The 25,949-nt window shown below is 45.4% G+C and carries 23 protein-coding genes; 10 read left to right on the top strand and 13 right to left on the bottom strand.

The window, feature by feature from the left end; all coding sequences use genetic code 11:
- Nucleotide 1: 1 nt before the first annotated feature.
- Both R7Z50_RS11940 and bolA read right to left on the bottom strand, forming a co-directional pair.
- Nucleotides 2-1,342, bottom strand: a complete 1,341-nt coding sequence (locus R7Z50_RS11940) for a Na(+)-translocating NADH-quinone reductase subunit A (RefSeq protein WP_005380264.1) — start codon at nucleotides 1,340-1,342, stop codon at nucleotides 2-4.
- Between the two features lie 473 nt (nucleotides 1,343-1,815).
- Nucleotides 1,816-2,124, bottom strand: a complete 309-nt coding sequence (gene bolA / locus R7Z50_RS11935; RefSeq protein WP_005380262.1) for a transcriptional regulator BolA — start codon at nucleotides 2,122-2,124, stop codon at nucleotides 1,816-1,818.
- Between the two features lie 243 nt (nucleotides 2,125-2,367).
- Here bolA and R7Z50_RS11930 point away from each other — a divergent pair, with 243 nt between their 5' ends.
- From R7Z50_RS11930 to R7Z50_RS11915, 4 genes are all read left to right on the top strand, one after another.
- On the top strand, nucleotides 2,368-3,522 hold the full coding sequence (locus R7Z50_RS11930; RefSeq protein WP_318149099.1) for a methyltransferase: 1,155 nt from the start codon (nucleotides 2,368-2,370) through the stop codon (nucleotides 3,520-3,522).
- Nucleotides 3,523-3,554: 32 nt separating this feature from the next.
- On the top strand, nucleotides 3,555-4,124 hold the full coding sequence (locus R7Z50_RS11925) for a YajG family lipoprotein (RefSeq protein ID WP_318149098.1): 570 nt from the start codon (nucleotides 3,555-3,557) through the stop codon (nucleotides 4,122-4,124).
- The gene (locus R7Z50_RS11920) at nucleotides 4,124-4,669 is read left to right on the top strand and encodes a peptidylprolyl isomerase (protein ID WP_318149097.1); all 546 of its coding nucleotides are present in this window, start codon (nucleotides 4,124-4,126) and stop codon (nucleotides 4,667-4,669) included. Before R7Z50_RS11925 ends, R7Z50_RS11920 begins: the two co-directional genes overlap by 1 nt.
- 71 nt (nucleotides 4,670-4,740) lie before the next feature.
- Nucleotides 4,741-6,093: an AmpG family muropeptide MFS transporter gene (locus tag R7Z50_RS11915; protein ID WP_053306732.1), complete on the top strand. Its 1,353-nt coding sequence runs from the start codon at nucleotides 4,741-4,743 to the stop codon at nucleotides 6,091-6,093.
- A 63-nt stretch (nucleotides 6,094-6,156) separates the two neighbouring features.
- Here R7Z50_RS11915 and R7Z50_RS11910 read toward each other — a convergent pair whose 3' ends face one another.
- The 4 genes from R7Z50_RS11910 to R7Z50_RS11895 are packed head-to-tail and all read right to left on the bottom strand — an operon-like array spanning nucleotide 6,157 to nucleotide 9,393.
- Nucleotides 6,157-6,816: a ChrR family anti-sigma-E factor gene (locus tag R7Z50_RS11910; RefSeq protein ID WP_005380256.1), complete on the bottom strand. Its 660-nt coding sequence runs from the start codon at nucleotides 6,814-6,816 to the stop codon at nucleotides 6,157-6,159.
- The gene (locus R7Z50_RS11905) at nucleotides 6,813-7,397 is read right to left on the bottom strand and encodes an RNA polymerase sigma factor (RefSeq protein ID WP_005380255.1); all 585 of its coding nucleotides are present in this window, start codon (nucleotides 7,395-7,397) and stop codon (nucleotides 6,813-6,815) included. The genes R7Z50_RS11910 and R7Z50_RS11905 overlap by 4 nt, the downstream gene beginning before the upstream one ends.
- Before the next feature lie 44 nt (nucleotides 7,398-7,441).
- Entirely contained in the window at nucleotides 7,442-8,800 is a 1,359-nt protein-coding gene (locus R7Z50_RS11900) for a DUF4397 domain-containing protein (RefSeq protein ID WP_005380254.1), read from the bottom strand.
- Nucleotides 8,797-9,393, bottom strand: a complete 597-nt coding sequence (locus tag R7Z50_RS11895) for an LON peptidase substrate-binding domain-containing protein (RefSeq protein WP_005380253.1) — start codon at nucleotides 9,391-9,393, stop codon at nucleotides 8,797-8,799. Before R7Z50_RS11895 ends, R7Z50_RS11900 begins: the two co-directional genes overlap by 4 nt.
- Nucleotides 9,394-9,716: 323 nt before the next feature.
- On the opposite strand from R7Z50_RS11895, the gene R7Z50_RS11890 reads away from it, so the two are divergent.
- The 4 genes from R7Z50_RS11890 (at nucleotide 9,717) to csdA (ending at nucleotide 13,320) form a co-directional block, all read left to right on the top strand.
- On the top strand, nucleotides 9,717-10,514 hold the full coding sequence (locus R7Z50_RS11890; protein WP_005385292.1) for an outer membrane protein OmpK: 798 nt from the start codon (nucleotides 9,717-9,719) through the stop codon (nucleotides 10,512-10,514).
- Nucleotides 10,515-10,622: 108 nt separating this feature from the next.
- On the top strand, nucleotides 10,623-11,513 hold the full coding sequence (gene panE / locus R7Z50_RS11885) for a 2-dehydropantoate 2-reductase (RefSeq protein WP_213915286.1): 891 nt from the start codon (nucleotides 10,623-10,625) through the stop codon (nucleotides 11,511-11,513).
- Complete coding sequence (locus R7Z50_RS11880) at nucleotides 11,510-12,109, top strand: DJ-1 family glyoxalase III (protein WP_006742560.1); 600 nt, start codon at nucleotides 11,510-11,512, stop codon at nucleotides 12,107-12,109. The genes panE and R7Z50_RS11880 overlap by 4 nt, the downstream gene beginning before the upstream one ends.
- Nucleotides 12,109-13,320 carry a cysteine desulfurase CsdA gene (gene csdA / locus R7Z50_RS11875; RefSeq protein ID WP_318149096.1) on the top strand — a complete coding sequence of 404 codons (1,212 nt, stop codon included), beginning with the start codon at nucleotides 12,109-12,111 and terminating at the stop codon, nucleotides 13,318-13,320. Before R7Z50_RS11880 ends, csdA begins: the two co-directional genes overlap by 1 nt.
- A 33-nt stretch (nucleotides 13,321-13,353) precedes the next feature.
- Here the strand turns inward: csdA and R7Z50_RS11870 are convergent, their stop codons facing one another.
- The 5 genes from R7Z50_RS11870 to R7Z50_RS11850 all read right to left on the bottom strand — a co-directional run bounded on the left by R7Z50_RS11870 (nucleotide 13,354) and on the right by R7Z50_RS11850 (nucleotide 17,773).
- Complete coding sequence (locus R7Z50_RS11870; protein WP_237312489.1) at nucleotides 13,354-14,274, bottom strand: GGDEF domain-containing protein; 921 nt, start codon at nucleotides 14,272-14,274, stop codon at nucleotides 13,354-13,356.
- Nucleotides 14,275-14,583: 309 nt separating this feature from the next.
- Nucleotides 14,584-15,012 carry a cysteine desulfurase sulfur acceptor subunit CsdE gene (gene csdE, locus R7Z50_RS11865; RefSeq protein ID WP_005380244.1) on the bottom strand — a complete coding sequence of 143 codons (429 nt, stop codon included), beginning with the start codon at nucleotides 15,010-15,012 and terminating at the stop codon, nucleotides 14,584-14,586.
- Nucleotides 15,013-15,031: 19 nt separating this feature from the next.
- The gene (tcdA, locus tag R7Z50_RS11860; protein WP_318149095.1) at nucleotides 15,032-15,841 is read right to left on the bottom strand and encodes a tRNA cyclic N6-threonylcarbamoyladenosine(37) synthase TcdA; all 810 of its coding nucleotides are present in this window, start codon (nucleotides 15,839-15,841) and stop codon (nucleotides 15,032-15,034) included.
- A gap of 99 nt (nucleotides 15,842-15,940) precedes the next feature.
- Nucleotides 15,941-17,044, bottom strand: a complete 1,104-nt coding sequence (gene mltA, locus R7Z50_RS11855; RefSeq protein WP_267923043.1) for a murein transglycosylase A — start codon at nucleotides 17,042-17,044, stop codon at nucleotides 15,941-15,943.
- 273 nt (nucleotides 17,045-17,317) lie between these two features.
- Nucleotides 17,318-17,773 carry a DUF2850 domain-containing protein gene (locus R7Z50_RS11850; protein ID WP_250654377.1) on the bottom strand — a complete coding sequence of 152 codons (456 nt, stop codon included), beginning with the start codon at nucleotides 17,771-17,773 and terminating at the stop codon, nucleotides 17,318-17,320.
- A 162-nt stretch (nucleotides 17,774-17,935) separates the two neighbouring features.
- Here R7Z50_RS11850 and argA point away from each other — a divergent pair, with 162 nt between their 5' ends.
- The gene (argA, locus tag R7Z50_RS11845) at nucleotides 17,936-19,273 is read left to right on the top strand and encodes an amino-acid N-acetyltransferase (protein WP_012841478.1); all 1,338 of its coding nucleotides are present in this window, start codon (nucleotides 17,936-17,938) and stop codon (nucleotides 19,271-19,273) included.
- 417 nt (nucleotides 19,274-19,690) lie between these two features.
- The gene (locus R7Z50_RS11840; protein WP_005380230.1) at nucleotides 19,691-19,879 is read left to right on the top strand and encodes a hypothetical protein; all 189 of its coding nucleotides are present in this window, start codon (nucleotides 19,691-19,693) and stop codon (nucleotides 19,877-19,879) included.
- Nucleotides 19,880-19,913: 34 nt separating this feature from the next.
- Here R7Z50_RS11840 and recD read toward each other — a convergent pair whose 3' ends face one another.
- Both recD and recB read right to left on the bottom strand, forming a co-directional pair.
- Nucleotides 19,914-22,061: an exodeoxyribonuclease V subunit alpha gene (recD, locus tag R7Z50_RS11835; protein ID WP_411979502.1), complete on the bottom strand. Its 2,148-nt coding sequence runs from the start codon at nucleotides 22,059-22,061 to the stop codon at nucleotides 19,914-19,916.
- On the bottom strand, nucleotides 22,061-25,735 hold the full coding sequence (recB, locus tag R7Z50_RS11830) for an exodeoxyribonuclease V subunit beta (RefSeq protein WP_318149108.1): 3,675 nt from the start codon (nucleotides 25,733-25,735) through the stop codon (nucleotides 22,061-22,063). Before recB ends, recD begins: the two co-directional genes overlap by 1 nt.
- Nucleotides 25,736-25,949 lie beyond the last annotated feature (214 nt).

The raw sequence follows: 25,949 nt of genomic DNA, 5'->3' as shown, positions 1-25,949 counted from the left end.
ATTACCCTTCCTTCTCGATAGTATCTAGGCATTCACGAAGTAACGTACCGTACTCGTACTTACCTGGACATACAAAGGTACACAATGCTAGATCTTCTTCATCCAGTTCAAGCGCACCCAGTGCTTGAGCACTGTCTGTGTCGCCGGCACATAGATCACGAAGCAGCAAAGTAGGCTCCATATCTAGAGGCATTACGCGTTCGTAGTTGCCAATTGGAACCATTGAACGATCACTACCATTGGTCGTCGTTGTCATATTGAACAACTGACCTTTGAATACGTGACCAAGGAAAGAGCGAGTTACCGAGAACTTATTCTTACCAGGCATTGCCCAGCCAAATAGTTCTTTTTCACGGCCTTCACGTAATACAGAAACCTGTTGATGGTAACGGCCAAGGTATGCGTGTGGACCAGTTGCATGTGTACCTGTTAGTACTGAACCAGAGATCACACGAACTTCGCCAGGCATCAGCTCGTTATCTGTTAGGTCATCTAAGCTTGCACCCATTACGGTACGAACTAGACGAGGGTTATTCACAACTGGGCCAGCTAGAGACACAACACGATCTGTGCATAGCTCACCAGTTAGGAACAGCTTACCGAACGCGATAACGTCTTGGTAGTTGATGCTCCATGCCACATTCTCTGCATTTACTGGGTATAGGAAATGCATGTGGGTGCCAGCAAGACCTGCTGGGTGAGGGCCATCGAAGACGTGTTCTTCTACGTTAGACTGCGAAGAGCGTGGCAAGCTAGTGCCAGATTTACATACGTAAACCTTGCCTTCTGTCAGGGCTGAAAGAATGTCTAGACCAGCAATGAATGCTTCTTGTTGCTCATTAATGATCAACTCAGGCTTAGCTGCTAGTGGATTAGTATCCATTGCAGTTACGAAAATAGCCTTAGTAGAAGACTCGATTGCAGGAACCTTGCTGAACGGACGAGTACGTAAAGCGGTCCATAAGCCAGAGTCAACCAACTGAGTCTTGATCACTTCACGATCTAGACCTGAAAGTTGAGCGGCTTCGAACTTATCAAATGTCACCTGCTCTTCACCTGCCACTTCAATCACAACAGATTGAAGGACACGTTTAGCGCCACGGTTAACTTCGATCACTTTACCGGCTGCTGGTGCAGTAAATTTCACGCCTGGGTTCTTTTTATCTTCAAAAAGAACTTGCGCTTTTTTCACTTCATCACCAACGCGGACATGCATGGTAGGTCGCATGCCAACGTACTCTTCGCCAAGCAAGGCGACTTTTTTGATGGTCTTACCATCATTAATCACCTGGGATGGAGTTCCTGCGATAGGAAGATCCAAGCCCTTCTTTATTGTAATCATACGCACTTGCACTACTTTTATCGGGAAAAAGATTCTTTTGATTGCGTAACTTTTAGACACGACATCAGTGTCCGGTTTTGATGTTGTTTTAAACATCAAAATCGCAACATCCTATTAAAAATCTCGTCACAAGGAATACGCGAGATTTATCAGGTGCCGTAGTCTAGCATTTTTTAGGAACTTGATGCCATGATCAATCATTAGAATAGAGGGGTTATTTCGGTAGAATCAGGTCTAAAAGGTCAAAGAATAGTCATAACTTTGACCCATCGCACAAATGCCATATTCCATACATATCTTATGGAAAAGTGATATTCATCGCCTGAAATATTCTGCAATTTCCATTCATTTGTTGAAACACTGTTAACACATTTTTTAACCAGGATTTGTGCCACGTTAACGTCCCTAAAGAATGTAAAACGAAAAAAGATGGCCTTAAGCCACCTTTCTCTGCACCTTTATATCTTGCGTTTTTAGTGACCGCCACCCATACACATCGGGCTATCAGGGGCGCCATCTTGTTCACGCTTCCACTCTTCATCAGTGTATGTATGAATAGCTAATGCATGAATGTGGTTATCCAGTTCATCTGCCAAAATTTGATGAACTTGACGATGGCGCCCAATCAAACGCTGTCCCGCGAACGAATCACTTACAACAATCACTTTGAAATGACTCTCTGAGCCTGGTGGCACATTATGCATGTAGCTCTCATTAATGACTTTGAGATAGCTGGGTTGCAGCTCACTGTGTAGTTTCTTCTCTATGATTTCTTGGATCATATTCGTTCCTCATTGATGCGAATTCCATAAGTATATACCTAAGTAAAGCAGACATGCATCACTCAAACATCACTCTCACTATTGACGCACTTTGTAGACATATTGTCTCAAAGCGCTTGACTCCATGAACATGTCTAAAGAGCAGCCATCACTGAACTCGTAAAATTTGACAGCTTTTTGTATCTCGACACGTCATCATTTGCGACAATAACACTTAATTTCTAAATCAACTTACATTTAGCTATGAAAACCGAACTGAACCTTCACGAGCGAAGCTTAACACTTCATCGTTTCCCAAAACGTAGTAACGAAACGCTACAAGCGTGGGATGCCGGTGATGAGTATCTTATTAATCATGTTGAAGAGCTTGCTTTGCCAGACAATCAAAACATCCTCGTGATTAATGACAGCTTTGGTGCCCTCTCCTGCTGGTTTTCGGAAAAGCACCATGTAACGCTAATGAGTGATTCATTCATCTCACATAAAGGTGCACAGCAAAATCTCGAGCAAAACCAGTGCAATAAAGTAGCGTTTGCCACCACGATGGACCTCATTCCTGCCAATATTGCTCTCGTCTTGCTGCAACTGCCCAAAAGTAACCGCCATCTAGTGTGGATACTAAGCCAATTAAGAAAGGCGCTACCGGCTTCCTGCCCCGTCATTGCAGTCAATAAAGCGAAAGAAATTCATACTTCGACGCTTAAACTGTTTGAAAAATACTTAGGCGAAACAAAAACATCTTTGGCCTGGAAAAAGCACAGATTGGTGTTTTCTCAAGCAACAGTTGAGCCTACGATTGAAGTAATGCCTTTCACGACTTGGCGCGTTGATGGCGAAGATATCGAACTCAAGAACATGCCAAATGTCTATTCAGGAGAAAGTTTAGATTTAGGTGCACGCTTTATGCTGCAGCACCTGCCTCAAGACCCTTCGATAGACAATGTCATCGACCTCGGCTGCGGCAATGGTGTTTTGTCTGTTAAATTTGGTCAGTTGAATCCAAATGCTCGGCTAACATGTGTTGATGAAAGCTTTATGGCGCTTGAGTCGGCAAAACAGAACCTACGCAACAACCTTGGTGAAAATAGAGACATACAGTGCATAGCGAACAATTGCTTGGACGGTTTTAAACACAGCAGCAGCTCTATGGTTATGTGTAATCCACCGTTTCATCAACAACAGGCAATCACCGATCATATTGCTTGGCAAATGTTCTGCGATGCTAAACAAGTATTAAGTGAAAATGGCCGTTTACTGGTTATCGGAAATCGTCACCTCGGGTACGACGCAAAACTCAAACGTCTGTTTGGCGATAAAAATGTGAAACTTATCGCTTCCAACAATAAGTTTGTGATTTTACAGGCTACAAAAAATCCTGCTAAATTAAGCGCAATATAAGCTTTAGCAAAATAGTTAAAAGGAATAATAAAATGAGAAAATTGGTACTTGCGGCTTCGGTTGCGTTGCTTGCTGCGTGTTCAGCCCCTCAACAACCTCAGCTGAACCTGATGCCAGAAAGCACATTGAGCACCAATCCAATTGTTCAAGGCAAGACTTACAGTTTGACCAGCAAAGATGTACGTGCAGCGCAGTACGTGGCGTTGGTGGATAACGGCCGTTCGAACATTCTTCCTCTTCATGCTAAACAGAATTTACGTATTGCGTTAGAAGAAGCATTAGAGAAGCAATTCTCATCTCAAGGTTTCCATGCGGATCTAAACAGCAACAACGCGATTGAATTGAGCGTTCAAGAAGCGTTGGTCAACGTGAAGCATTCGGTGATGGAAAATAAGATGGATGCTAAAGTTGTGCTGGAAATCACAGCAGAGACACCTGAGGGCAAGCTAGTCAAAACTTATACAGGTACAGCAAAGCGATCTGGCACATTGAGTGCTTCTGATGCCGATATTGAAGAAACATTGAATGATGTGGTGACATTAACGCTTAAAGAGATTGCCAATGACCCTGAGCTTCGTCAATACATGCAGGAGCGTTTCTAATGTTACGCAAAGCGATTCTGTCTTTAGCATTACTCAGCTGCAGCGTTTGGGCTGGACCAAAAGTAGCGTTTGAAACGACACTTGGCTCATTTACGGTTGAGTTAAACGAAGAGAAAGCACCTATCACTGTCGCTAATTTTCTGAAATATGTAGAAGATGGGAGCTACGAAGGTACTATTTTTCATCGTATTATCCCAGGCTTCATGGCACAAGGTGGCGGCTTTAACCAAGATATGCAGATGGTGAAAACATACGCGCCAATCAAAAACGAAGGAAATAATGGTCTAAACAATCACCGTGCTACCATCGCCATGGCACGAACCAATGCACCAAACTCTGCAACTCGTCAGTTTTTCGTCAACTTAGTCGACAATGACTTTCTCAACTATGGCGCTCGACCACCAGGTTATGCTGTATTTGGTGAGGTTACTGAGGGGTTCGACGTTATCCAGAAAATGGCTCAGCAGCCGACCACGACGGTAGGCCGAATGCGTGATGTACCAGAGACGCAAATCGTCATCACCAAAGCTACACTACTTAAATAGCCAAAACGATAAGCCCTTTGAATAATCGAAGGGCTTTCTCTTTCAACGGCTTCATTTTATTGGATTGATTTATGTCTTCATTACCTTCCATCACTTGGTTGGAAACGGTAAAAAGTTACCTCGATAAACGACTCATGTGGGTTTTCATGCTGGGCTGCTCTAGCGGCTTTCCGTGGGTTCTTATCGGCTCAAACATGTCAGGTTGGCTAAAAGATGCCGGCTTGACCCTCTCCGCAATTGGCTATTTTGGTAGCGTTTTTTCGGTCTATGCGATCAACTTTCTGTGGGCACCTCTGGTTGACCGCGTGAAGCTGCCAGTCCTCTTTAGACTGCTGGGGCAAAGACGTAGCTGGATTTTCTTTTGTCAAAGTATCGTACTCGTCGCTACCCTATTTATTGCCGGCGTAAATCCAGCGGAAAACTTGGTGTTTGCGTCACTACTCGCCTTGTGTATTGCAACGGCTTCAGCGACACAAGACATCGCAATTGATGCTTTTCGTATTGATACTTTCCCAAAGTCAGAAGAGTCTAAACTGCCTCAAGCTTCTGCAATGGCGGTCATTGGCTGGTGGACAGGTTATTCACTACCGGGTTATTTAGCGTTTGTTAATGCTGATAGCGTCGGTTGGAATGGTGTGTATTACGGGATGGCGGTGATAGTCGGCATTCTAATGGTCTTTACGATTTTAGTCGGTGAACCGAAGACTCAACGCGAACAACTTCAGTCTGCCGCTGAACAACGACACAAAGAAGTGGTTGGTTCAAAAGTCGTAGCTTGGTTTACCGTGACTGTTGTAGAACCTTTCCTTGATTTCTTTAATCGCAATGGCGTCCGTGTCGCGATTACTCTGTTGCTGTTCGTTTTCCTATTTAAAATTGGCGAAGCGTTTTTGGGCAGGATGTCGATCGCGTTCTATAAAGATATTGGTTTTAGCAATGAACAAATTGGCTATTACTCCAAACTGATTGGTTGGGGAGCCACCATCTTCTTTACTTTTGTCGGAAGCATGTTCAACGTTAGGTTTGGTATTGTACGTGGATTAATGATCGGCGGTATTGCTATGTCTGCCAGTAACTTGATGTTTGCATGGATTGCTTCGGTAGGCCCAAACGAGCACTTGTACTTAGCCACGATTATTGTCGATAACTTTACGACTGCTTTCTCAACCGTCGCTTTTGTTTCATTTTTGACGATTCTAACCGGGCAAGCATTTTCGGCAACTCAGTATGCATTGCTTGCCTCTCTAGGAAACTTCGGACGGACGACTCTTGCTTCTTTCAGTGGCGAGCTAGTGGATTATCTTAATGATTGGAGCACATTCTTCGTGCTTACCGCTGTCATGGTCGTGCCAAGCTTGATTATGTTGTACTCGCTACGACATTACTTTGATGCTCTATTGGAAAAAGCACGTCACAAGCATTAACGAAGCATATAAAAAACCACCGAATTCGGTGGTTTTTGTTTTGCGATATATAAGATAAGAGGTCTATGGGTATAACCCTTTACCAAACATATTAAATATACGTGCCACGCCTTGAGTAAAGATCATCGGCTCAGTCAATACGGTTAAACACAAGCAGTCTTCTCCGGCCTTAGTGTAAGGGCTATGCTTCACTGATGCGTCTCTAATCATCAAATCGCCTTCTTCATATTGGCCATCCTCGTCACTAAATCCGCCATGTAGGATCAATGTAGACTCCAGGCCTTTGTGCGTATGTTGAGGAATTTGCACATCTTCCCCGATGTACATTAAGCTGACACGAGCGTCTTCCCCTAGGTCAATCTGAGCACTGAAAACCTTGCCTCCGTAACTTCTCCATGACCCTACGAGGTCAGAGAAACGCGCTAGAGTTTTAGGAAGAGCGAAACTTTTTCCTGCCACATTAACAGCAGCAGAGTCGCGGATCACGATATTATCAGTCGCTGGCTCCGCATTGATGATGTCATTAAACATGTCGTCAAATTCAGAAACATACTCAGAAGGTATGTCACTTACGATGTTCGCTTGACTTGCTTCGACTTGGTTCACATAAGCTCGGCACTTGGTGCATGTTTCTAAATGGGTTGCGACCACAAGACCAGAAACTGCATCAATGCTTCCCGAAGCGTATGCTTCTAGCAAGCTGTTATCTGGGTGTTTGTTCATAGTTGCTCCGTATGCATTGAATGCCTTAGCTTTTCTACTGCAAGCCTCAGCCTGGATTTTACAGTACCGAGGGGTATATCAAATAATTCCGCGACCTGTTGATGAGGTAGCTCTTCAAGATATACCGCTTGTAAAACATCTCTCTGGTTTTTCGGTAATATATCTAAAAACTTAACCACCTGTTCTTTCAACATATCTTGCTCTGGTGAATAGTGATCAACAAGATCAGGTGGATAATACTCTGACGGCCAAATGTCATCAGAATGAATGTGTAATTCCTTACCTTTCTGTTTTCTCAGCAAATCAAAACAAAGGTTTCGGATTATGGTATATATCCAAGTCGATAACGCGCTCTTTTCACCATCATAGAGGTGCGCTTTCTGCCAAACTGTCGCCATGGTCTCTTGCACCATCTCCATAGCAACTTGCTCATTACCAACATGTTTGTAAGCGAATTGCTTCAGCTTGGGTGCGTAAAAACGGAATACAAAAGCGAACGCGTCTTTATCTCGAGCCTTCACTTTATCCATGTAATCGTTCCAATCACTGCGCCCCAGTTTTTTCGGGCTATCACTCATCATAATCGGCCTTAATTTGTGGGAGGAGTTTCCTCCTCCCATTCTTCCTAATCGGTCACGTCATCGACCAACAAGTTGAAACCACCGTTGTTCCCATCATCAATGGCAACGACTTGGTACACAACACCGTTCATTACATTGACTGGTGCTGAGTCAACCGCAACAATACTTGGGTTACCAGCCACTGTTACCGTTACATAATATGTACCTTCAGCGACATATAATCCTTGTACACTATTTTTATACGCAAAATTAGCAATAGTTGGATCACTTCCATCTATTCCTGCACTAGTAGTGAGGTAAATATCCACCATTTCCGCTATAGGATTAGCCGCCGCGTGTGTCACATTCAATGTCGCGCTAGTCGCCACAGCGCGTCTCATATCTTCAACAACCAGAGCTTCGATATCAATCGCTGGGCTAACAACACCGACTGCATAAACACTGTAATCCATTCCACCTGCAACCATTAACCCGTCAACATCTATGATCGGATTGGTTGTTGTGCCATCCACGTAAACGTCAATATCGTAAGCGCCAGCAGCAAGATCCAAATAACCACGAATCTCTTTGAACGCTAAGTCGGCAAGAGGAGCGAAGGCCGCCCCGTTAACGTTAACATCGACGACTGGCGCTCCATCGACAAGGTGTCCGACTCTTACTTCAGCTTGGCTGCCCATATCTTCAATTATAGAAGAGCCCGAACCGTCCAACACCAAGAGTTTGACAGGTGACGTGCTATTCGAATCTCCTGTGCCGATAGCGGCAATCGTCAAGTTGGAATTAGCCGCAAGAGGTACTGTGCCGGAGTCAAAAGCAACGCTGTCTCCTACGGCAAGTCGAACTTGATACTCACCAGCTGGGATGTTCAATACGTCGGTAGAAGCTTTGTAAGCAAGGTTAGTTATTGGAGTCGCGCTAGCAAGAGCAACACCTGGCTCAGTGACATAAAGATCAACAGCAGGAACGCCTGAAGCTGCATGAACAACTTGAACATCTAGACTATTGGCATCAGCCATTGAATCGGCGCTGCGAGTCACAACTAAAGGCTCAACTGGGTTTGGCGAACCATCGGCATCGCCAACAACGAACACGTTATAATTGAGGTCGGAATCAAGATCTAGTTCTGTTTTAGGTATTACGGTCGCGGTTTCATTACCTGGGAGCTGAACATCGACCTGAATCGAATTCATCCCCTCTCGCAATTTAACGTAGCCAGATCCCACACCATAATCAACATTCGTTAATGATGGTTTATCGTTGATCCACACATTTGCAAGCGGCGCATCAGAAGACGCGTGCACTGCTTGTAAATTGGAATACTCGATAGTGTCACTGTCGGAGCCACACGCCGCCAGTCCTAATGCCGCCACCATAGTTAGCGCAGCTCTGCCAAATCCTTTCATATCCTTGCCTCTTTGTTAGTCGGGGCTTCTATGGCTTCTGTCAGAAATTGCAACGCAGGAATGCAGTTCTCTGCGCCAACGAGCTGTTCGAACAGATTGCAGTCTAAAGGAAGTAATTCAAGCCAGCGCTGGGTCACCCAAGCTGAGTCATCGTAAAAACGATGCTGGTAGAGGTTTCCAAGTTGAGGAAACTCTTCATAAACATGGGATAACTGCTGGCTTAAATAGAAGAAATCTGGTGAGTTGTCTGGATGTTGCCAATTGTCTAACCATTCGACCTCTGCATGGCGTAAGCCGTCCGCATCTGCACGAACTCGTTTGACAACAAAGCGTTTCTCACCAGCGACTGTAATACCAAGAAGACCATCACTGAGTGTTTCAAAATCAACAATCCTGACCAAAGTTCCGATAGATGAAACGTTACCCACGTCTTTAGGGTCACCTTCACTTCCTACTAGGCAAACTCCAAAACCCACATTTTGTAGGCTGCATTCCTTTACCATTCGCTTATATCGTGGCTCAAAAATGCGCAGATTCATTTTACCTTCAGGGAGTACAACTGAAGTGAGTGGGAATAACATGACTTCTTTCATTCAAACGTCCTCTTTGATTCACGGATACATACGAATCCCTTATCACTCCGATCACTAACGATTTATGTTGGTTAATCGACTGGCTTAAAAAGTCATAAAATCGCTCACGCAAACGATCCAAATCACACATTTATTGCAATAAAATGCAACAAACAAAAAGTTCCGTAAATAAAGATAATTTCGTGATGCAACTCACCAAAAACGTTTCATTTTGCACCCTTTATCACTTTCATTTGGGATTTTTATCGCTATTATTCCCGCCAATTGGAAAGCGCAGCACAGATTGCGTGTTCTGAATCATTACAAACATAGAGAGTCCCCTTATGCGTAAATCACTTTTAGCTCTTAGCCTTCTAGCGGCTACTTCAGCTCCAGTTATGGCGGCAGATTACTCTGACGGCGATATTCACAAAAACGATTACAAGTGGATGCAATTTAACCTAATGGGTGCATTTGACGAACTTCCAGGTGAGTCTTCACACGACTACCTAGAAATGGAATTCGGCGGCCGCTCTGGTATCTTCGACCTTTACGGCTACGTTGATGTATTCAACCTAACTTCTGATCCAGGTAGCGACAAAGCTGGCGCAGAGAAGATCTTTATGAAATTCGCTCCACGTATGTCTCTAGATGCGGTAACTGGTAAAGACCTATCTTTCGGTCCAGTTCAAGAGCTATACGTTGCAACTCTAATCGAGTGGGGTGGTAACTCTGGTGTTAACTCTCAAAAAATCGGTCTAGGTTCTGACGTAATGGTTCCTTGGTTTGGTAAAGTTGGTGTTAACCTATACGGCACTTACGACGGCAACAAAAAGGATTGGAACGGTTTCCAAATCTCGACTAACTGGTTCAAACCATTCTACTTCTTCGAGAACGGTTCATTCATTTCTTACCAAGGCTACATCGATTACCAATTCGGTATGGATGATGATGCTGGTAACAAGTTTGGTTCAACCGCGTCAAACGGTGGTGCAATGTTCAACGGTATCTACTGGCACTCAGACCGCTTCGCAGTGGGTTACGGTCTAAAAGGTTACAAAGACGTGTACGGTATCAAAGATACTGATGGGTTCAAGTCAACTGGCTTTGGCCACTACCTTGCTGTAACTTACAAGTTCTAATTGAACCACTAAGTTTGCTCAAAAATGGCGCCTTTCGGCGCCATTTTTATTTGCTTTCCTTTTTTCCCTCATTATCCTTGCAGCAAACCTTTTTAATGAGAGCGTTTGGTGAATATCCTTATCCTCGGTCCAGGTGCGGTGGGCTCACTCTGGGCAACAAAATTTAAGCTTGCCGGGCACAATGTTTCATTGTGGGGAAGAAGTTCTGAAAGCCAACAATCACTTCAGTTGGATGACATACCCGCAATCGTATTCAGTAATCAAGATATTTCCTCCGTAAATAAAGCAGATCTCATTTTGATCACGGTAAAAGCTTGGCAAGTGGAAGACGCCATTCAGCCTTTGCTCCCTCATATCAATACAGACACGATTATCATGCTGATGCACAATGGTATGGGTACTGCCTCTGCCTTGGAGAAGGTTGTGCCAAACAATCCGATAGTGCTCGCAACAACGACGCACGGCGCATACAAACCAGATAACCAACACGTATTGCATACCGGTCACGGAACAACGCAAGCGGGTGGTTATAATGACAAAGGAATGCAGTGCGCTTTTCTGCAAGATGTTATGCATCATGCTCTTCCAGAGGTCATTTGGAATCCACACATCCAATCTGCGTTATGGACTAAGTTAGCAATTAACTGCGCGATTAACCCACTGACTGCGATTCACCAGTGTAAGAATGGTGAGCTTGCGCAGCCCGAGTTTAAGATACAACTCGAAAGCATCACTCAAGAACTGGTTGAAGTAATGAGTAAAGAAGGTATTGCTATCGAGTTTCGCTCTCTTTTCGATACGGTAATGCAAGTGGTGAACGCCACAGCTGAGAACTATTCTTCAATGAGGCAAGACGTATTCCATCAACGTCGAACGGAAATTGATTTTATAACCGGATACTTGTTAAAAGCTGCCGAGAAACATCGTATCAATACGCCTGAGAATTTAAAACTTTACCAACGCATCAAACAAATAGAACAAAGCTGGACAGAACAATGAGTAAGAAAATCTTAGTGCCAATCGCTCCAGGCACCGAAGAAATGGAAGCCGTCACCGTCATCGACATGATGGTTCGCGCGGGTTATGACGTTACAGTAGCGAGTGCTGCTTTTGATGGCTCATTGACGATGAAAGCTTCTCGCGGAGTCACATTAACGGCAGATTGTAAGCTGGTCGATATCGCTGATGATGAGTTTGACGCCATAGCGCTTTCTGGTGGTGTTGGTGGTGCAGAAATTTTTCGTGATAGCACGGTGATGATAGAAATCCTTAAGCAGCACATCTACGAGGGAAAATTGGTCGCAGCTATCTGCGCAGCACCGGCGTTGGTATTGCAACACCATGATCTTTTCCCACAATCACTGATGACCTGTCACCCGAGCTTTCAGTCACATATCCCGGAAGAGAAGTGGCGCAGCAAACGCGTGACCTTTGATATCAACCACAACCTGATCACTAGTCAAGGTCCGGGTACAGCTTTAGAGTTCGCGATGGAAGTAATCATTCAACTCTCAGGTAAAAAACACGCATGGTCAGTTGCTGAACCAATGATCCCTCTGCCTACTCTGCACTACCACAAGCTTGGTGAAGAATAATGTTTGACGTAAATGCTGTACGCGAGCAATTTCCTGCTCTAAACCAATCCGTCAACGATACGCCCTTAGTGTATTTAGATAGCGCAGCGACAACGCAAAAACCGCAATGTGTGATTGATGTCATCAGTCATTACTACAGTGCGCAAAATGCCAATGTTCACCGTGGCAGCCATAGTTTAACGGCTAATGCCACCAGCCAATTTGAAGCGGCACGAGAACGAGTGGCAAGCTTTATTGGTGCAAACAGCTCTAAGGAAATCATTTGGACACGGGGCGCAACCGAAGCACTGAACTTAATTTCTCAAACCTACGCCCGTAGCACGTTACAACCAGGTGATGAGATCTTAATTAGCGAGATGGAGCACCACGCCAACATCGTGCCCTGGCAAATCGTGGCAGAGCAAACGGGTGCTAAAGTCATTAAAGTTCCGATGACATCAGATTGTCAGTTCGACATCAGTGCATTTGAGGCGCTTCTGTCTGACCGCTGTAAAATTGTTACTTGCGCACAAATAACCAACGTAACAGGCACACACCAACCTATCGAAAAAATCACTGAACTGGCGCACAACGTTGGCGCGGTTGTTGTAGTTGATGGCGCGCAAGGCATCGTCCATGAGCAACTTGATTTATCGGCATCAGATATCGATTTCTACGTCTTCTCAGGTCACAAACTTTATGCACCAGCAGGCATTGGGGTTTTATACGGCAAGCTTGAACTTTTGGAAGCCATGCCACCATGGCACGGCGGCGGTAAAATGGTTGAACGCGTTTCTTTCGAAAAAACGACGTTTTCTGCACTTCCTGGAAAATTTGAAGCGGGCACACCAAACGTTGCGGGCGCGATTGCTCTAGCGAAAGCCATTGAGTGGTACCAAGGTTTTGACCATCACGAAGTAGAGACTCATCTCCATGCGCTTCAGGATAAGGCCTACCAAGCACTAAGCGCTTTGGATGACATTCATATTCTAGGCTATCAACCGAATGCCTCTGTACTGACGTTCGTCATGGACGGCGTTCATCACCAAGATATTGCGACGCTGCTCGATCAACAAGGCATTGCGGTACGAGCAGGGCACCACTGCGCTCACCCATTGATGGATGCGCTAAATGTGAAAGGCACGGTACGCGTCTCTTTTGGTATTTATAACACGACGAACGATGTGGAAAGACTCATCGCCGCCGTAGAAAAAGCCGTCGACATGCTATAACGCCAACGGTTTGATTTGGAGTAACCAACAAGGTTACTCCATCTGCCTATCCAGAGTCGCCACGCAATTTCTGCCATTTCTTTTCGCAGCATAAAGCGCTTTATCTGCATGCGCATACAAACGTTTGGTGGTTTCATTTCTGCCTATTTCCACCACGCCTACACTCACCGTGACCGGAATTTCAACCTTTTCAAATTCGAACTGACAATTTTGAATGTGGGAACGTACTTCCTCTCCTACCTCTTTCGCCGCCGACAGAGAAGTTTCTGGCAAAATAATCGCAAACTCCTCCCCTCCGACTCTTGCAAAAATTTCGTCTTTGACGAGTAAGTGAGAAACCAAATCAGCTAAGGTCTCTAAGACATAATCCCCCGCATCATGACCACGTTTATCATTGATGACTTTAAAAAAGTCCAAATCAAACAATAACAACGCGGAGTGATAATCTGGAGCTTGGGATTTAATAACTTCTTCTGTGAGCTTTTCGAAAAAAACACGTCGATTGTAGATGTTGGTAAGAGCATCAATTTGGCTTTGATGGCGAAGAAGGGTTTCAACTCGGTGGCGATTGGAGATGTTGCGTGTAAGAATAAGGACAACGCGACGACCCCGGTATTTTATAGCGAGTGGGCAGATCTTGCCTTCGTAGTATAGGTCGCCTCTTGGCCCACTGTTAGCATCTATTCCCTGAATGCTGTCGGCGCACATCTTGTACTCGATCGTCACAATACTGTCTTGTTTCAGTGACCGATTTATCTGTTCGATAAACCAGTCAGCTTTATCTTTCTCGAGTACGCTGTGCAGCGTCTCACCTATCAAATTACTTCCATCGTGATAGGCTTTTTTATCTGTTCCTCCAAAAACATCAATATAGATACCATCTTCACTCAGAATAAAAGTGGGGTCTGGCATTCCGGATAACACGTCTTGCGCATGTTCCAAGGTGAATTGCATATAGGGAGGTTCCTAGCATTTGTATCTAAGTAACCCAATCGCTTCCAAGTGTGTTTCCACATTGGGGAATAGGAGCGAATGGGGCATATGTCTATTATCTAATATAGACAAATTTTAAATACAATTGAGTTTATAAAAACCAAGTGGGCAATATAATGAACCAGGATCAATAGAATGGTTAATTAACGCTAAAATAGTCGACCATTTGCATACTTTTTATCCATATGCAAAAAATATCTCAACTCAGATACAAAAAACGCCAAACAGTTAGGCTATTCGGCGTTTTTTAAGAGTTGGGAAAATGACTCGTTACACAGCGATTTGCTTAATCTGCTCTACAATAGCTTTCAAGCCATTACCACGTGACGGGCTTAAATGGGAGACAAGCCCCAGCTGATCAAAATAAGCATCAATATCAAATGCTTGAATTTGATCGGCCGTTTTACCGTCATAAGCTGCCATTACCAAGGCAATCAATCCACGGACGATACGCGCATCGGAGTCCGCACAAAAATGCCAAACGCCATCTTGCTCTTTGCTCACTAACCACACCAAGCTTTCACAACCCGAAACGGTAACTTGTTCTGATTTCAGCTCTTCTGGCATTTGTGGCAGCTTTTTACCCCACTGAATAACCTGACGGTAGCGATCTTCCCAGCCTTGAAATTGCTGCATAGTCGCTACAATGTCTTCGCTGGTGATATCTGTACCAAATGGAGAAACGGGAAAATCTGTCATGATGCGCTCTTCTTCTAGTTTACTTCTTATATCTTGAAATCAACTTCTCAACGATTCGCGATACCGCGACAAAGCCAAACGTTGCAGTTACAACAGTCGCCGCACCAAAACCGCTAGCACAATCCATACGTTTTGGGCCTTCCGCTGTCGACTTCACACCACACACTGAACCGTCTGCTTGAGGATACTTCAGCTGCTCGGTTGAAAACACGCAATCAATACCAAACTTACGAGCCGGATTCTTAGGGAAGTTATGATGACGACGCAAGGTGTCTTTGATTTTCTTCGCTAGAGGATCTTGGATCGTTTTCGTTAAGTCAGCGACCATGATCTGCGTTGGGTCAACCTGACCACCAGCGCCCCCCGTGGTGATCACTTTGATCTTGTTGCTGCGGCAATACGCCAACAAAGACGCCTTCGCTTTTACGCTGTCAATCGCATCTAGCACGTAATCAAACTCTTTGCTTAAGTACTCATGTTGATTGTCTGGCGTGATGAAATCATCAATCAGATTGACTTTACACTCTGGGTTGATCAATTTGACACGCTCGGCCATCACTTCAATCTTGCTTTGGCCAACGGTGCCCGTCATCGCATGAATTTGGCGGTTAATGTTCGTGACACAAACATCATCCATATCAATCAGAGTCAACTCACCGATCCCAGTACGGGCCAGCGCTTCGACCGCCCATGAACCTACGCCACCAATACCAATCACACAAACGTGTGCAGCGCGAAGAATGTCCACTTCGCTGTTGCCATAAAGACGACGAGTGCCGCCAAAGCGTTGATTGTAGCTGTCAGATGCTGGGGTATCGAGTTCACGCATATTGAAGTCCAGATGATCGATAGAAAAACAAAGAGTGCGATTTATACGCACTCTTTGATGAAATGTCTAGATAAGAGAGTGTTCCTCTCTCTTGGACGACTATTGTAGCTTTTCTGGCGGTAAAGCCCAAGGCGCTTGAGTTGGTGAGTTTTCCAGCCCAAGTTTCCACACTCGACCAAAATGCTTGTAGTGCCCTGCTTCCGTTCCTGCTCTCGCACCAATGCCATGATACAGATCCAAATGGTTCTGTTTTACCGCACCACCAGTGTCTAAAACGATCAGCATTCGCAGTTGATGAGCACCGCTCCACGTACCATCCACATTCAGCAATGGTACTTCCGCCAAGATTGGTGTGCCCATTGGTAAGATAGAACGGTCACCCGCGACCGCGGCCATTGGTAACAAAGGAATACCAGCCGATCCCGTTACTGGCGCTTCCGCTTTTGGCGCAAAGAAGACGTAAGAAGGGTTTTGCTCCAACAACTCGCGTACTGTTGCGTCGTCGTTGTCCATTACCCATTCTTTAATCGCTTTGAGAGACATTTTTTCACGCGGCACTTCACCACGTTCAATCAAAATGCGGCCAATACTAACGTAAGCTTTATTATTTTTCCCTGCGTACGCGAAGTACTCCAACGTATCATCATCTTCAAAATGCACATAGCCACTGCCCTGCACTTCCATCATAAACGGGTCAATACGGTTAGGTGCATAACCTAGCACTAAACCTTGGCCATCTAATGCCCCGTTGTAGATCTCCGCGCGAGTCGGACAATCTGATGAGCAGTTTGGCTTGCCATAAACTGGGTACTTAAAAATGTCGTTTGGTGTATGACGCAGTTCCATCACGGGAGAAAAGTATCCGGTAAACAGCACATTACCTTTTTTATCACCACCACCCAATTGCGCGGCTTGAATGCCAAACGCACTCAACGCACTGGTATCTCCGCTCTGTTGCGCCCACTCACTTAATCGTTGATATAGCGGTTGGTATATCTTCGCCATGGATGGTGACTTTATCACCACTTGCTCAGCTTGCTTGTTAAATTCAGTAAAATCGCGTGGTTTGTTAGACTCAACCACATCCACTTGATTGAGGATCTGAGGAAACTCACCATCAAGATATTGCTGAGCACGATCATTTTGTTGAGCACAGCCAAAGAGTAGGCTCAAAGAGATAATAGGAAGGAGTTTTTTTAACACGTGTCTTTTCCGTAAAAGAGAATAGCAAAAGGATGGCAAACAAATGCATACGGTGCAATTGAAAAGCAACGACAAAATGTTTCAACGCTAAGCCAATCCGTTTACTCGTTGTGAATTCATTCAGTTAATGCAACATGATAGCAGCGGAAGAATTACGGAATTGTCCGGATTATGTTTGAAAGTAAGATTTACTGATTGAAAGATGAAATTGTGATCATCCATGTGACTCACAGACGCAAGAGATCTCTGCTTAACAGACAAAGATAAAAACGACTATCTTACCGCAATCCTTGCACGCCCCTCTAAACGGAATACAGGTAGATAATGTGCATTGGCATTCAGCTTCATTTCTGCATGCTGCTTACCAACAAAATTGAAGTGCCGCTCATTTGAACCCACTCGATACGAAAACGAATCCCCATCGAATTCAAAACTGGTCGCCACTGTAGAACCATTTACGGTAACACCGCGCTCACTCAACACAAATTCTTCACGAGCATAAGGCGCAACATCTTGCTCAACCCAGCGACCATAAATTGTCGATTTGGGAATGGGCGGATTAATGGTTCGAGTAATCAAATCACTATACAGCATGCACACGACAACGGTTCCAACTATCGCTATAAGCATGAGAGAACGCTCTAGCCACTTACGAAGCATTGATTTAGATGACGTTTTTGACAGATTTGAAGCAGTGATCGCAGCATTCTTATTAACAGCAGAAGACATGAGGTTCACGTATTGAGGAAAGACGCCACCATTGTAACCTTCCCTCTTAACAGGACCAAGAACCTACCTCAATATGTTTGTGCTTTATTCCAAAATTTCACCTTGCCACCAAGTGAATAAAAAGGCATTATTTTGACATAATTAAACAAAGGAATGGCTGTAGTGAAAATTCGTAGTACTGCTCTCGTAAAAGGATTTCGTCAATCAACACCTTATGTCAATGCTCACCGCGGAAAAACCATGGTGATCATGCTGGGCGGAGAAGCCGTCGCACACAAAAATTTTGGCAATATTATTAATGATATCGCACTCATGCACAGCCTCGGAATCAAAGTCGTGGTGGTGTATGGTGCACGTCCTCAAATTAATCAGCTGCTAGAAAAACAAGACCTCACTACGCCTTACCACAAAAATATCCGCATTACGGATGAATCGGCTTTATCTGTTGTTATGCAAGCTGCCGGACAACTTCAACTTGCGATTACTGCGCGCCTATCAATGAGCCTCAACAACACTCCGATGGCAGGCACCCAGCTCAATGTCGTTAGCGGAAACTACATCATTGCTCAGCCACTCGGCGTTGATGATGGTGTGGACTATTGCCATAGTGGACGCATTCGCCGCATTGACACCGATGCTATCAACCGCACTCTTGATCAAGGTTCAATTGTTCTGCTAGGTCCCATTGCTAGCTCTGTGACTGGCGAGTGCTTCAATTTATTATCGGAAGAAGTCGCCACCCAACTAGCGATAAAGCTGGGTGCGGATAAGCTGATTGGTTTTTGCTCCGAACAAGGTGTCATTGATGACAACGGCAATGCTGTCGCCGAGTTACTACCAATTGAGGCGGAGCATGTCATCAAAACGCTTTCTGAAAATACGTCTCCTGACCTAGATTACAACACTGGGACACTGCGCTTTCTTAAAGGCTCTATTGCCGCTTGCCGTGCCGGAGTACCTCGTAGCCACTTGATCAGTTATAAAGTAGATGGCGCCTTAATTCAGGAGTTGTTCTCTTTCGACGGTATCGGTACCCAAGTTGTTATGGCGAGTGCTGAACAAGTGAGGCAAGCTAATATTGACGATATTGGCGGTATCTTAGACCTCATTCGCCCTTTAGAAGAACAAGGTGTACTCGTTAGGCGCTCTCGAGAGCAGCTAGAGCAAGAGATAGGAAAATTTACCATCATCGAAAAAGACGGCTTGATTATTGGCTGTGCTGCCCTTTATCCATACCCAGAAGAGCGTAAAGCTGAGATGGCTTGCGTAGCGATTCACCCTGACTATCGTGATGGAAACCGAGGTTTGTTACTGCTCAACTACATGAAACATCGTTCTAAATCCGAAACCATTGATCAGATTTTTGTCCTCACGACACACAGTTTGCATTGGTTTAGAGAGCAAGGTTTTTACGAAGTCAGTGTCGACTATTTGCCTGGAGCCAAACAAGGGTTATATAACTTCCAGCGTAAGTCCAAAATCTTAGCGTTAGATTTATAGCTTAACCTTAAATCAGGGAGCGAAACTTAACGTTCCACTATACCAACTAACCTCAAAGGGCAGGATTTAGTTCATTAACGCTCAACCCTGCACATCGAGCTTGTTTAGGAACGAGTTTGTTTAGGAGTAAGGCCACACATAACCCCTACTCCGGACTAGCGGGTCATCATGTAAACCCAACTTAGATATGCGCAAACCATTGCTTGATTTTTGTTCCAATTTTATCTTTTAAATATACATTTGGTTGGCTATACTCTGCTCGCTAGTGATTGGTTTTTAACCAATACGAATGGATCTAGGTGATGTAATGTAGCCTTCACCCTAAAATACTGGGCAATTGAAAAACTAGTTAGCTCCGTATTGCACACCAAGGACAGTTGTTAATCTGACTTTAAATAAGCCGAGACGAGCACTGTTATGAGAACAATCATTTGTAATTCGCTTCAAAGCTTCTGGGATATGGCTGACAATCAGTTTTTAGAAGGCCTAGACGTCCACTGTGTTTTCCCCGTAAATGACGCTATCCGAGATTTTATTCTTGCTTATCAACAACAATACAAAATACGCAGCGTGTCTTTTACCAACGCGTTTGCAAAACATGCATAAAAGAAGACCGAGCCATAAGCTCGGTCTTCTTGTTTTAGTTAGTAAGCCGCTGTACTAACCCACTCGCACGAGTGGTTTTCACCTTAATGCCTCGCTTCAGAACATTAAGTTCGGCGTAAAGAGCTAAACGCTTTTTAGCGCGGGTAATGCCTGTGTAAATCAACTCACGGGTTAATATCGGGCTAAAGTCTGGTGGCAAAATCATCAGGGTGTAATCAAATTCACTGCCTTGCGATTTATGGATGGTCATGGCGTAAGCCGTTTCATGTTCAGGTACTCGGCTCGGTAAGACCGATTTCACACTGCCGTCAGGTAACTCAAAAAAGACTTTCAAACGCGGTTCTTCTTCAGTGTCATCTCGCATGCAAATACCAATATCACCGTTATACAAACCTAAACCGTGATCATTACGCGTAACCATGACGGGTCTGCCGTGATACCAAATTTCATCCTGAACTTGAATGAACTTGCGCGCCGCGAGCGCTTTCTCGATGCGTTGGTTTAGCCCAGCCACACCGAAGTCACCTTCACGGATCGCGCACAGCAATCGGCATTGGTTGAAGGTATCTAACACCGCTTTGGCTTTGTGCGTTAGCGACTCTGGCTCTCCGGTTTTAGGATCAGTCTCCTGTTGTCCAATGCGTTTGAGGTAACGACCGTATTCCTGCACCAACGTCTGCATCAGTTGGTTGTAATGTTGACTACTTAGCGCGAAATGTTCGATGTCAGAAAAGTCACGCGCCCAGACGTTATCTACGCTCGCAGCAGAACCTGAGTTAACCGCTTTTGCCAACTGACCAATGCCTGAGCGAGCGTCAAATCGGTAACTCTTTTGCAGCATACATAAACTATCGGCAATGCTAGATGCACTGTTACCCGTATGGGCTAAAGTATCGAAACCCGTCAGTTTTGCAATGGCTGACGCCTGCTCTTTTCCATAACCCAATGCGTGGAACGAACAGATATCACCCAACACGGCCCCTGCTTCAACTGAAGCAAGTTGATCTTTATCACCTAGCAAAATCAGCCGCGCATGTTTCGGTAAGGCATCAACCACTTTGTACATCATTGGTAAATCGACCATCGACGCTTCGTCGATAACTAAAATATCCAAATGCAGTGGATTTTGCTTGTTGTGACGAAATTCTGCGCTATTAGGAATCGCGCCCAGCAACCGATGCAAGGTGCTTGATTCAGTCGGAATTTTGGCTTTTAGCTCCGGAGAAACTGGCAGCTCTTGCACCGCTTTACCAATGGACTCGGTTAATCGCGCCGCCGCTTTCCCCGTCGGGGCCACCAGCTTGATGGTTAGATTTTTCTCTTGCGTCGCCTGTTCAATCAAAGCAGCAAGCAACTTGGTTACTGTCGTCGTTTTACCCGTACCTGGGCCACCAGAAATCACAGCAAATCGACGGGTTAACGCAACTGCCGCCGCGACTTTTTGCCAGTTCACGCAAGCCGAGAGTGGCACGAGTTCATCCAGTGTTTGTAAATCCTGAACCTTGCGCGCATTGCTAAGCACGGAATCAATGACGTGCCAATCCAACGATTCGCTTGCGACCACATCAAGGTGGTCACACACCAATTGTTGACGCAACACTTGGTTGCTGCTTCCCGCTTCTACTGCTTTGCCTAACGCGTTAAACAGAAAATGGTATTGGCGTGCAAATAAATGGTTGAGCAACTCGGATAATCGCGCAAACTCTTGTGGTTGCAAGTTAACTGCGGCGCCCAGCTGATTGAGCTTTTCCGCCAGTGTCACTTCATAATGCCAATAGCGATGCAGATACAGACGCTCACCATCGAACATTAAAGGCAAGGCTTCTCCTTGCGCGCCGACCACGCTGGAATTTTGTAATACATGAATCCAGTCTATGCCTTGCAACTGTGTATTAAGCGCCAATGCCGACTCACCAAACAGCCCTAGCTTACTGGCTAAATCCGTAGATTGCCCTTGTGCATCGAACAGAGACAGACAGATATGTCCTTTGCCAAGCTCACTACTGACAACACCAGCGATAAACGCCAATGCTTGACTGTCCGACTGTTCATCATGCGTTTGAGAATCAATAAAACAGGCGAATTGGTAGTCGAGCTGACGAATAGCACCTTTGTGCGCCAAGCGTTCCAACACTACCAATAGGCTATCTTGGTCAGAATGAAGATTGTGATTTGTCATCATTAAAGTAGCTCCATCTGCCCAGCTTGAGTTGAGCGCGTTTCAAGTGCTTGACCATCAATCAAACGATCCATCTCTTGTAAGAACTCGAAAGTTGGTTTCGCGGCAAAAATGCCGTGGTCACTCTGCCCATCCATACCGCGCAAGAACAAGTAATACACACCACCGAAGTGCTGCTCATATTGATAATTCGCCAATCGGCTGTGTAGGAAACGATGCAGTGCTAACGCATAAATCTGGTACTGCAAATCGTAGCGGTGATCCGCCATGGCCGATTTCAGAGCCTCACCATGGTAGCTCGTCACATCGTCGCCAAGATGATTCGATTTCCAGTCAAGCACGTAGTATTTACCTTGATGTTCAAACACCAAGTCGATAAAACCTTTGAGCATGCCTTGCACGGTTTGGAAACCTAAATCCCCCGCTTTCGCCGACAACGGATCGTGACGTTGAATGACTCGGTTTAACGCCGGTGCAGACAAAACTTCAATCGGCAGCAAAAATTCCATCTCCACCAAACGTTGCGACGGTGCTTTTTGATTCAGCAGCAAAGACTTACCATCCAACGGCGTTGCGAGTACGGTATCAATCAATTGCTGTAAAATGGGCAACCACTCTTCATCGAGCTGTTCGCTTTCCATCAAGCCAAGGATGATTTGTGTATTCTCTTCCGTCGTGGCTGGCTGAGTAAATTCAATTTCCTCAAACAGGCTGTGCAGGAACGTACCCGGACGCGCACCACGAGGGAAGGTAAAAATAGAGCGCTCTGGCTCCACCAAATCCGCTTCGTCTTGCTCTTCAGATGAGTCGATATCAAAACCCGTAATCTCAATCGTGGCATCATGCTCGGCGTGATGAGAGCCTTGCTTGACCAAGCCAGAATAACTGGTGATGCGCCAGTTTCTGTCGATAGGGTTTTGCAGTTCTTTCGCGCTAAGATCGTGTATTTCTTCTTGTGGCGCTACGTACTTCTCTTCGAGTTGCTGCGGCGGATCGGCCACAACGACACAATCAAGCTCGTCTTGTTGCTTTGTTAAACCTTGGTGCAAATCGTTAATGCCACCTTCTTGACCATTCTGAATCAAATAGCCAATCGCACTGCGGTGTACGCCAGTTGGCTGTTTGGTCGAACGGCCATTGCGCAAAGGTGAGGCACCGATAAAACACGCATATACAGCTCGCGTTAGTGCTACGTATATCAAGCGTAAGTCTTCCGCCAAACGCTCTTTATCCGCTTGCTTCATGGACGCATCATTGCCAGTGATATCCAGTACCGTGCGGTCATTGGCTGCATCGTAATATTTGGCTTCACTGGCTTCTCGATAGCTGAACACAAACGGCAGAAATACGAGGTCATACTCCAAGCCTTTTGATTTGTGAATAGTTACGATCTGCACTAAGTTACGTTCCGATTCTAAACGTTGGATTTGGTCATCACTGCCACCCAAACCATTTTCCGCATCACTGATAGACTGAGCGAGCCAACGCAGCAGACCGTGGTCGCTATCCAGTTCATTACTGGCTTGTTGAAGCAGTTCACCGATGTGCATTAAATCGGTAAGTACTCGCTCACCATTCTCACCCTGTGAACTCGCGCCTTCTTCTAGTAATCGCTCGGCAATATGGCGTTTGCTGATCACCGCGCGCAACATCGGCAGCACACCACGTTGAACCCAAAGCTTGCGATATTCTTTGAATTCGTTTACGGCGTTTTCCCACACAATTTCATCGTTATTAAGCGCATCCAAACTTGCTGCGTCGAGGGCAAACAGCTCAGAGGCAAGACTTGCACGCAGTGCACGGTCATTTTCTGGAGTCAGCACCGCTTGCAGCAAACGCTGTAAATCCTGCGCCACCGAACTGGTAAACACACTGTCTCGGTTAGACAGGTACACGCTGGCAATACCTTGGTCTGCTAGCGCTTGTTTGATCATTCGACCTTCACTACCTGTTCGAACCAACACCGCGATATCGCCCGCTTGAACCGCTTTCTGTTTTTCGCCATTCACCAGACACGCTTGCCCCTGTTGAGCCTGCGTCAAAATAGTTTGGATTTGGCTTGCGGTCGCCTCTGCCATTCGAGTCAAATACTCGCCTTTTGGTAGCGGTTTATCGTCCGCTTCTTGCAACCAATAAGTCAGCGCTGGTTGCTTTTGGCCACCCATAGTCCAAATGCGTTTTTCGGCATTGGGACTGTACTTAACGGGTAAGAACGGAATATCCGAATCATAGATAAATGGACTGTCTGGTAAAGCAAATACTTGGTTTACCGCCTGCACCATATCTGCGCTAGAACGCCAGTTGGTTCCTAACGTGTAGTGGGCACTTACTTGGTTACGCGCTTTGATATAAGTGAAAATGTCTGCGCCACGAAAGCCATAAATCGCCTGCTTGGGGTCCCCGATCATAAACAAACCACATTCCGGGTTGTTCAGATAAATACGGCTGAAAATACTGTATTGAAGCGGGTCGGTATCTTGGAACTCGTCAATCATTGCGACAGGATACAAAGTACGAATACGCGCCGCTAAAAGCTCGCTTTCGTCCGTATCGATAGAAGCAGAAAGTTGTGTCAGCAAATCATCGAAAGAGAGCCACTGTTTTTGATTTTTCGCTTTGGCCAGCATCACACGACAATGCTCAATAGCATGAGCAAGCAGTGGCGCTTTTAAGCTGATTGGGTTAGCAAGAAATGTTTCAATGGCTTCAAATACCGCATGCTGCGGCGCACTGCCTTTCGGTGTTTTTTCCAACAAGACGTTTTGCGCGAATTTCTCCAACTTGTCTGGATAATCGTAACCTGTAGTTTCCGTTGCCGCCCAAGCGTTCACCGCCTCCAACCACGTCGGCAGAGACTTTTTGGTGTAGCTACGTTTGTTAATATCTGAATCTGAAATCAGCGTTAAGAAGTCATCTTGGCTTTCTCGCCACTGTGCTTTTAATCCATCAATTTTTTTCAGATTTTCAGTATGAAGATCAGCCAAACTGCCTTTCATTGCAGGAACAGAAAGGCTTAACGGCGCACCGGTTAAGTAATTGCTGATGTCAGACAACAACGCAGATGGAGAGCCCCATAGCTGGCGGATTTCTCCCGCCAAAGTAAATGGCAATGGGTAGAAATTGCGGCGCCAGTAATCGGCTACAACTTGCGCTTTTAGGTGGCTTTCATCGGTCACAAACTCGTTATTAAATCGGCTGCCAGATTCAAACGCATTTTGCGTTAGCATACGTTGGCAAAAACCGTGAATGGTGTAGACCGCCGCCTCGTCCATCTGACGCTCTGCCTGCAATAAAATTTCTGCGGCTTGCTTGTGATCGTCAAACTCATTAAGCAAAGGTTGGATCACCGGATCGGAACTCTGTCCACGCGCAAACGCGATTCGCGCATCATGGATTCTTGCCCTGATACGATCGCGTAATTCCGCAGTTGCCGCTTCGGTAAAGGTTACGACCAGAATTTGGTCGACCGTAAGCGGTACGCGATGTCGAGTTTCCGCGCTGCCGTGACCAAGCAAAAGGCGCAGATATAAACCTGCAATAGTGAAGGTTTTACCTGTACCTGCTGATGCCTCGATTAACCTCGCACCATGCAGAGGAAACGTCATCGGTTCTAGTGGCGTTGGTTGAGGTTGCTCTGTGCGGTCTAACGTATGTAGAGGACACTCTGCACCTGACATTTGATCCATAACGCTGAATCTCTCCGGATTATTTACTAGGACGTATCACCTAATAAATGTGATCTATAGTTAAAAATTCTATTAATATGTTTAACAAGTTGGATAATTTAGAGCTTTGTGAGATCTTTCTCACGGTTATCCATAAGACGTACCGTTAGTATGCGCCCCACGAGATAAGCCAAACCTTTTTGGCGGCACAACTCAAATGAATTAA

The organism is Vibrio sp. 1249-1, from assembly GCF_033340495.1.
The sequence above is the reverse complement of the archived record's forward strand: the minus strand, read 5'-3'. Positions and strand labels throughout refer to the sequence as shown.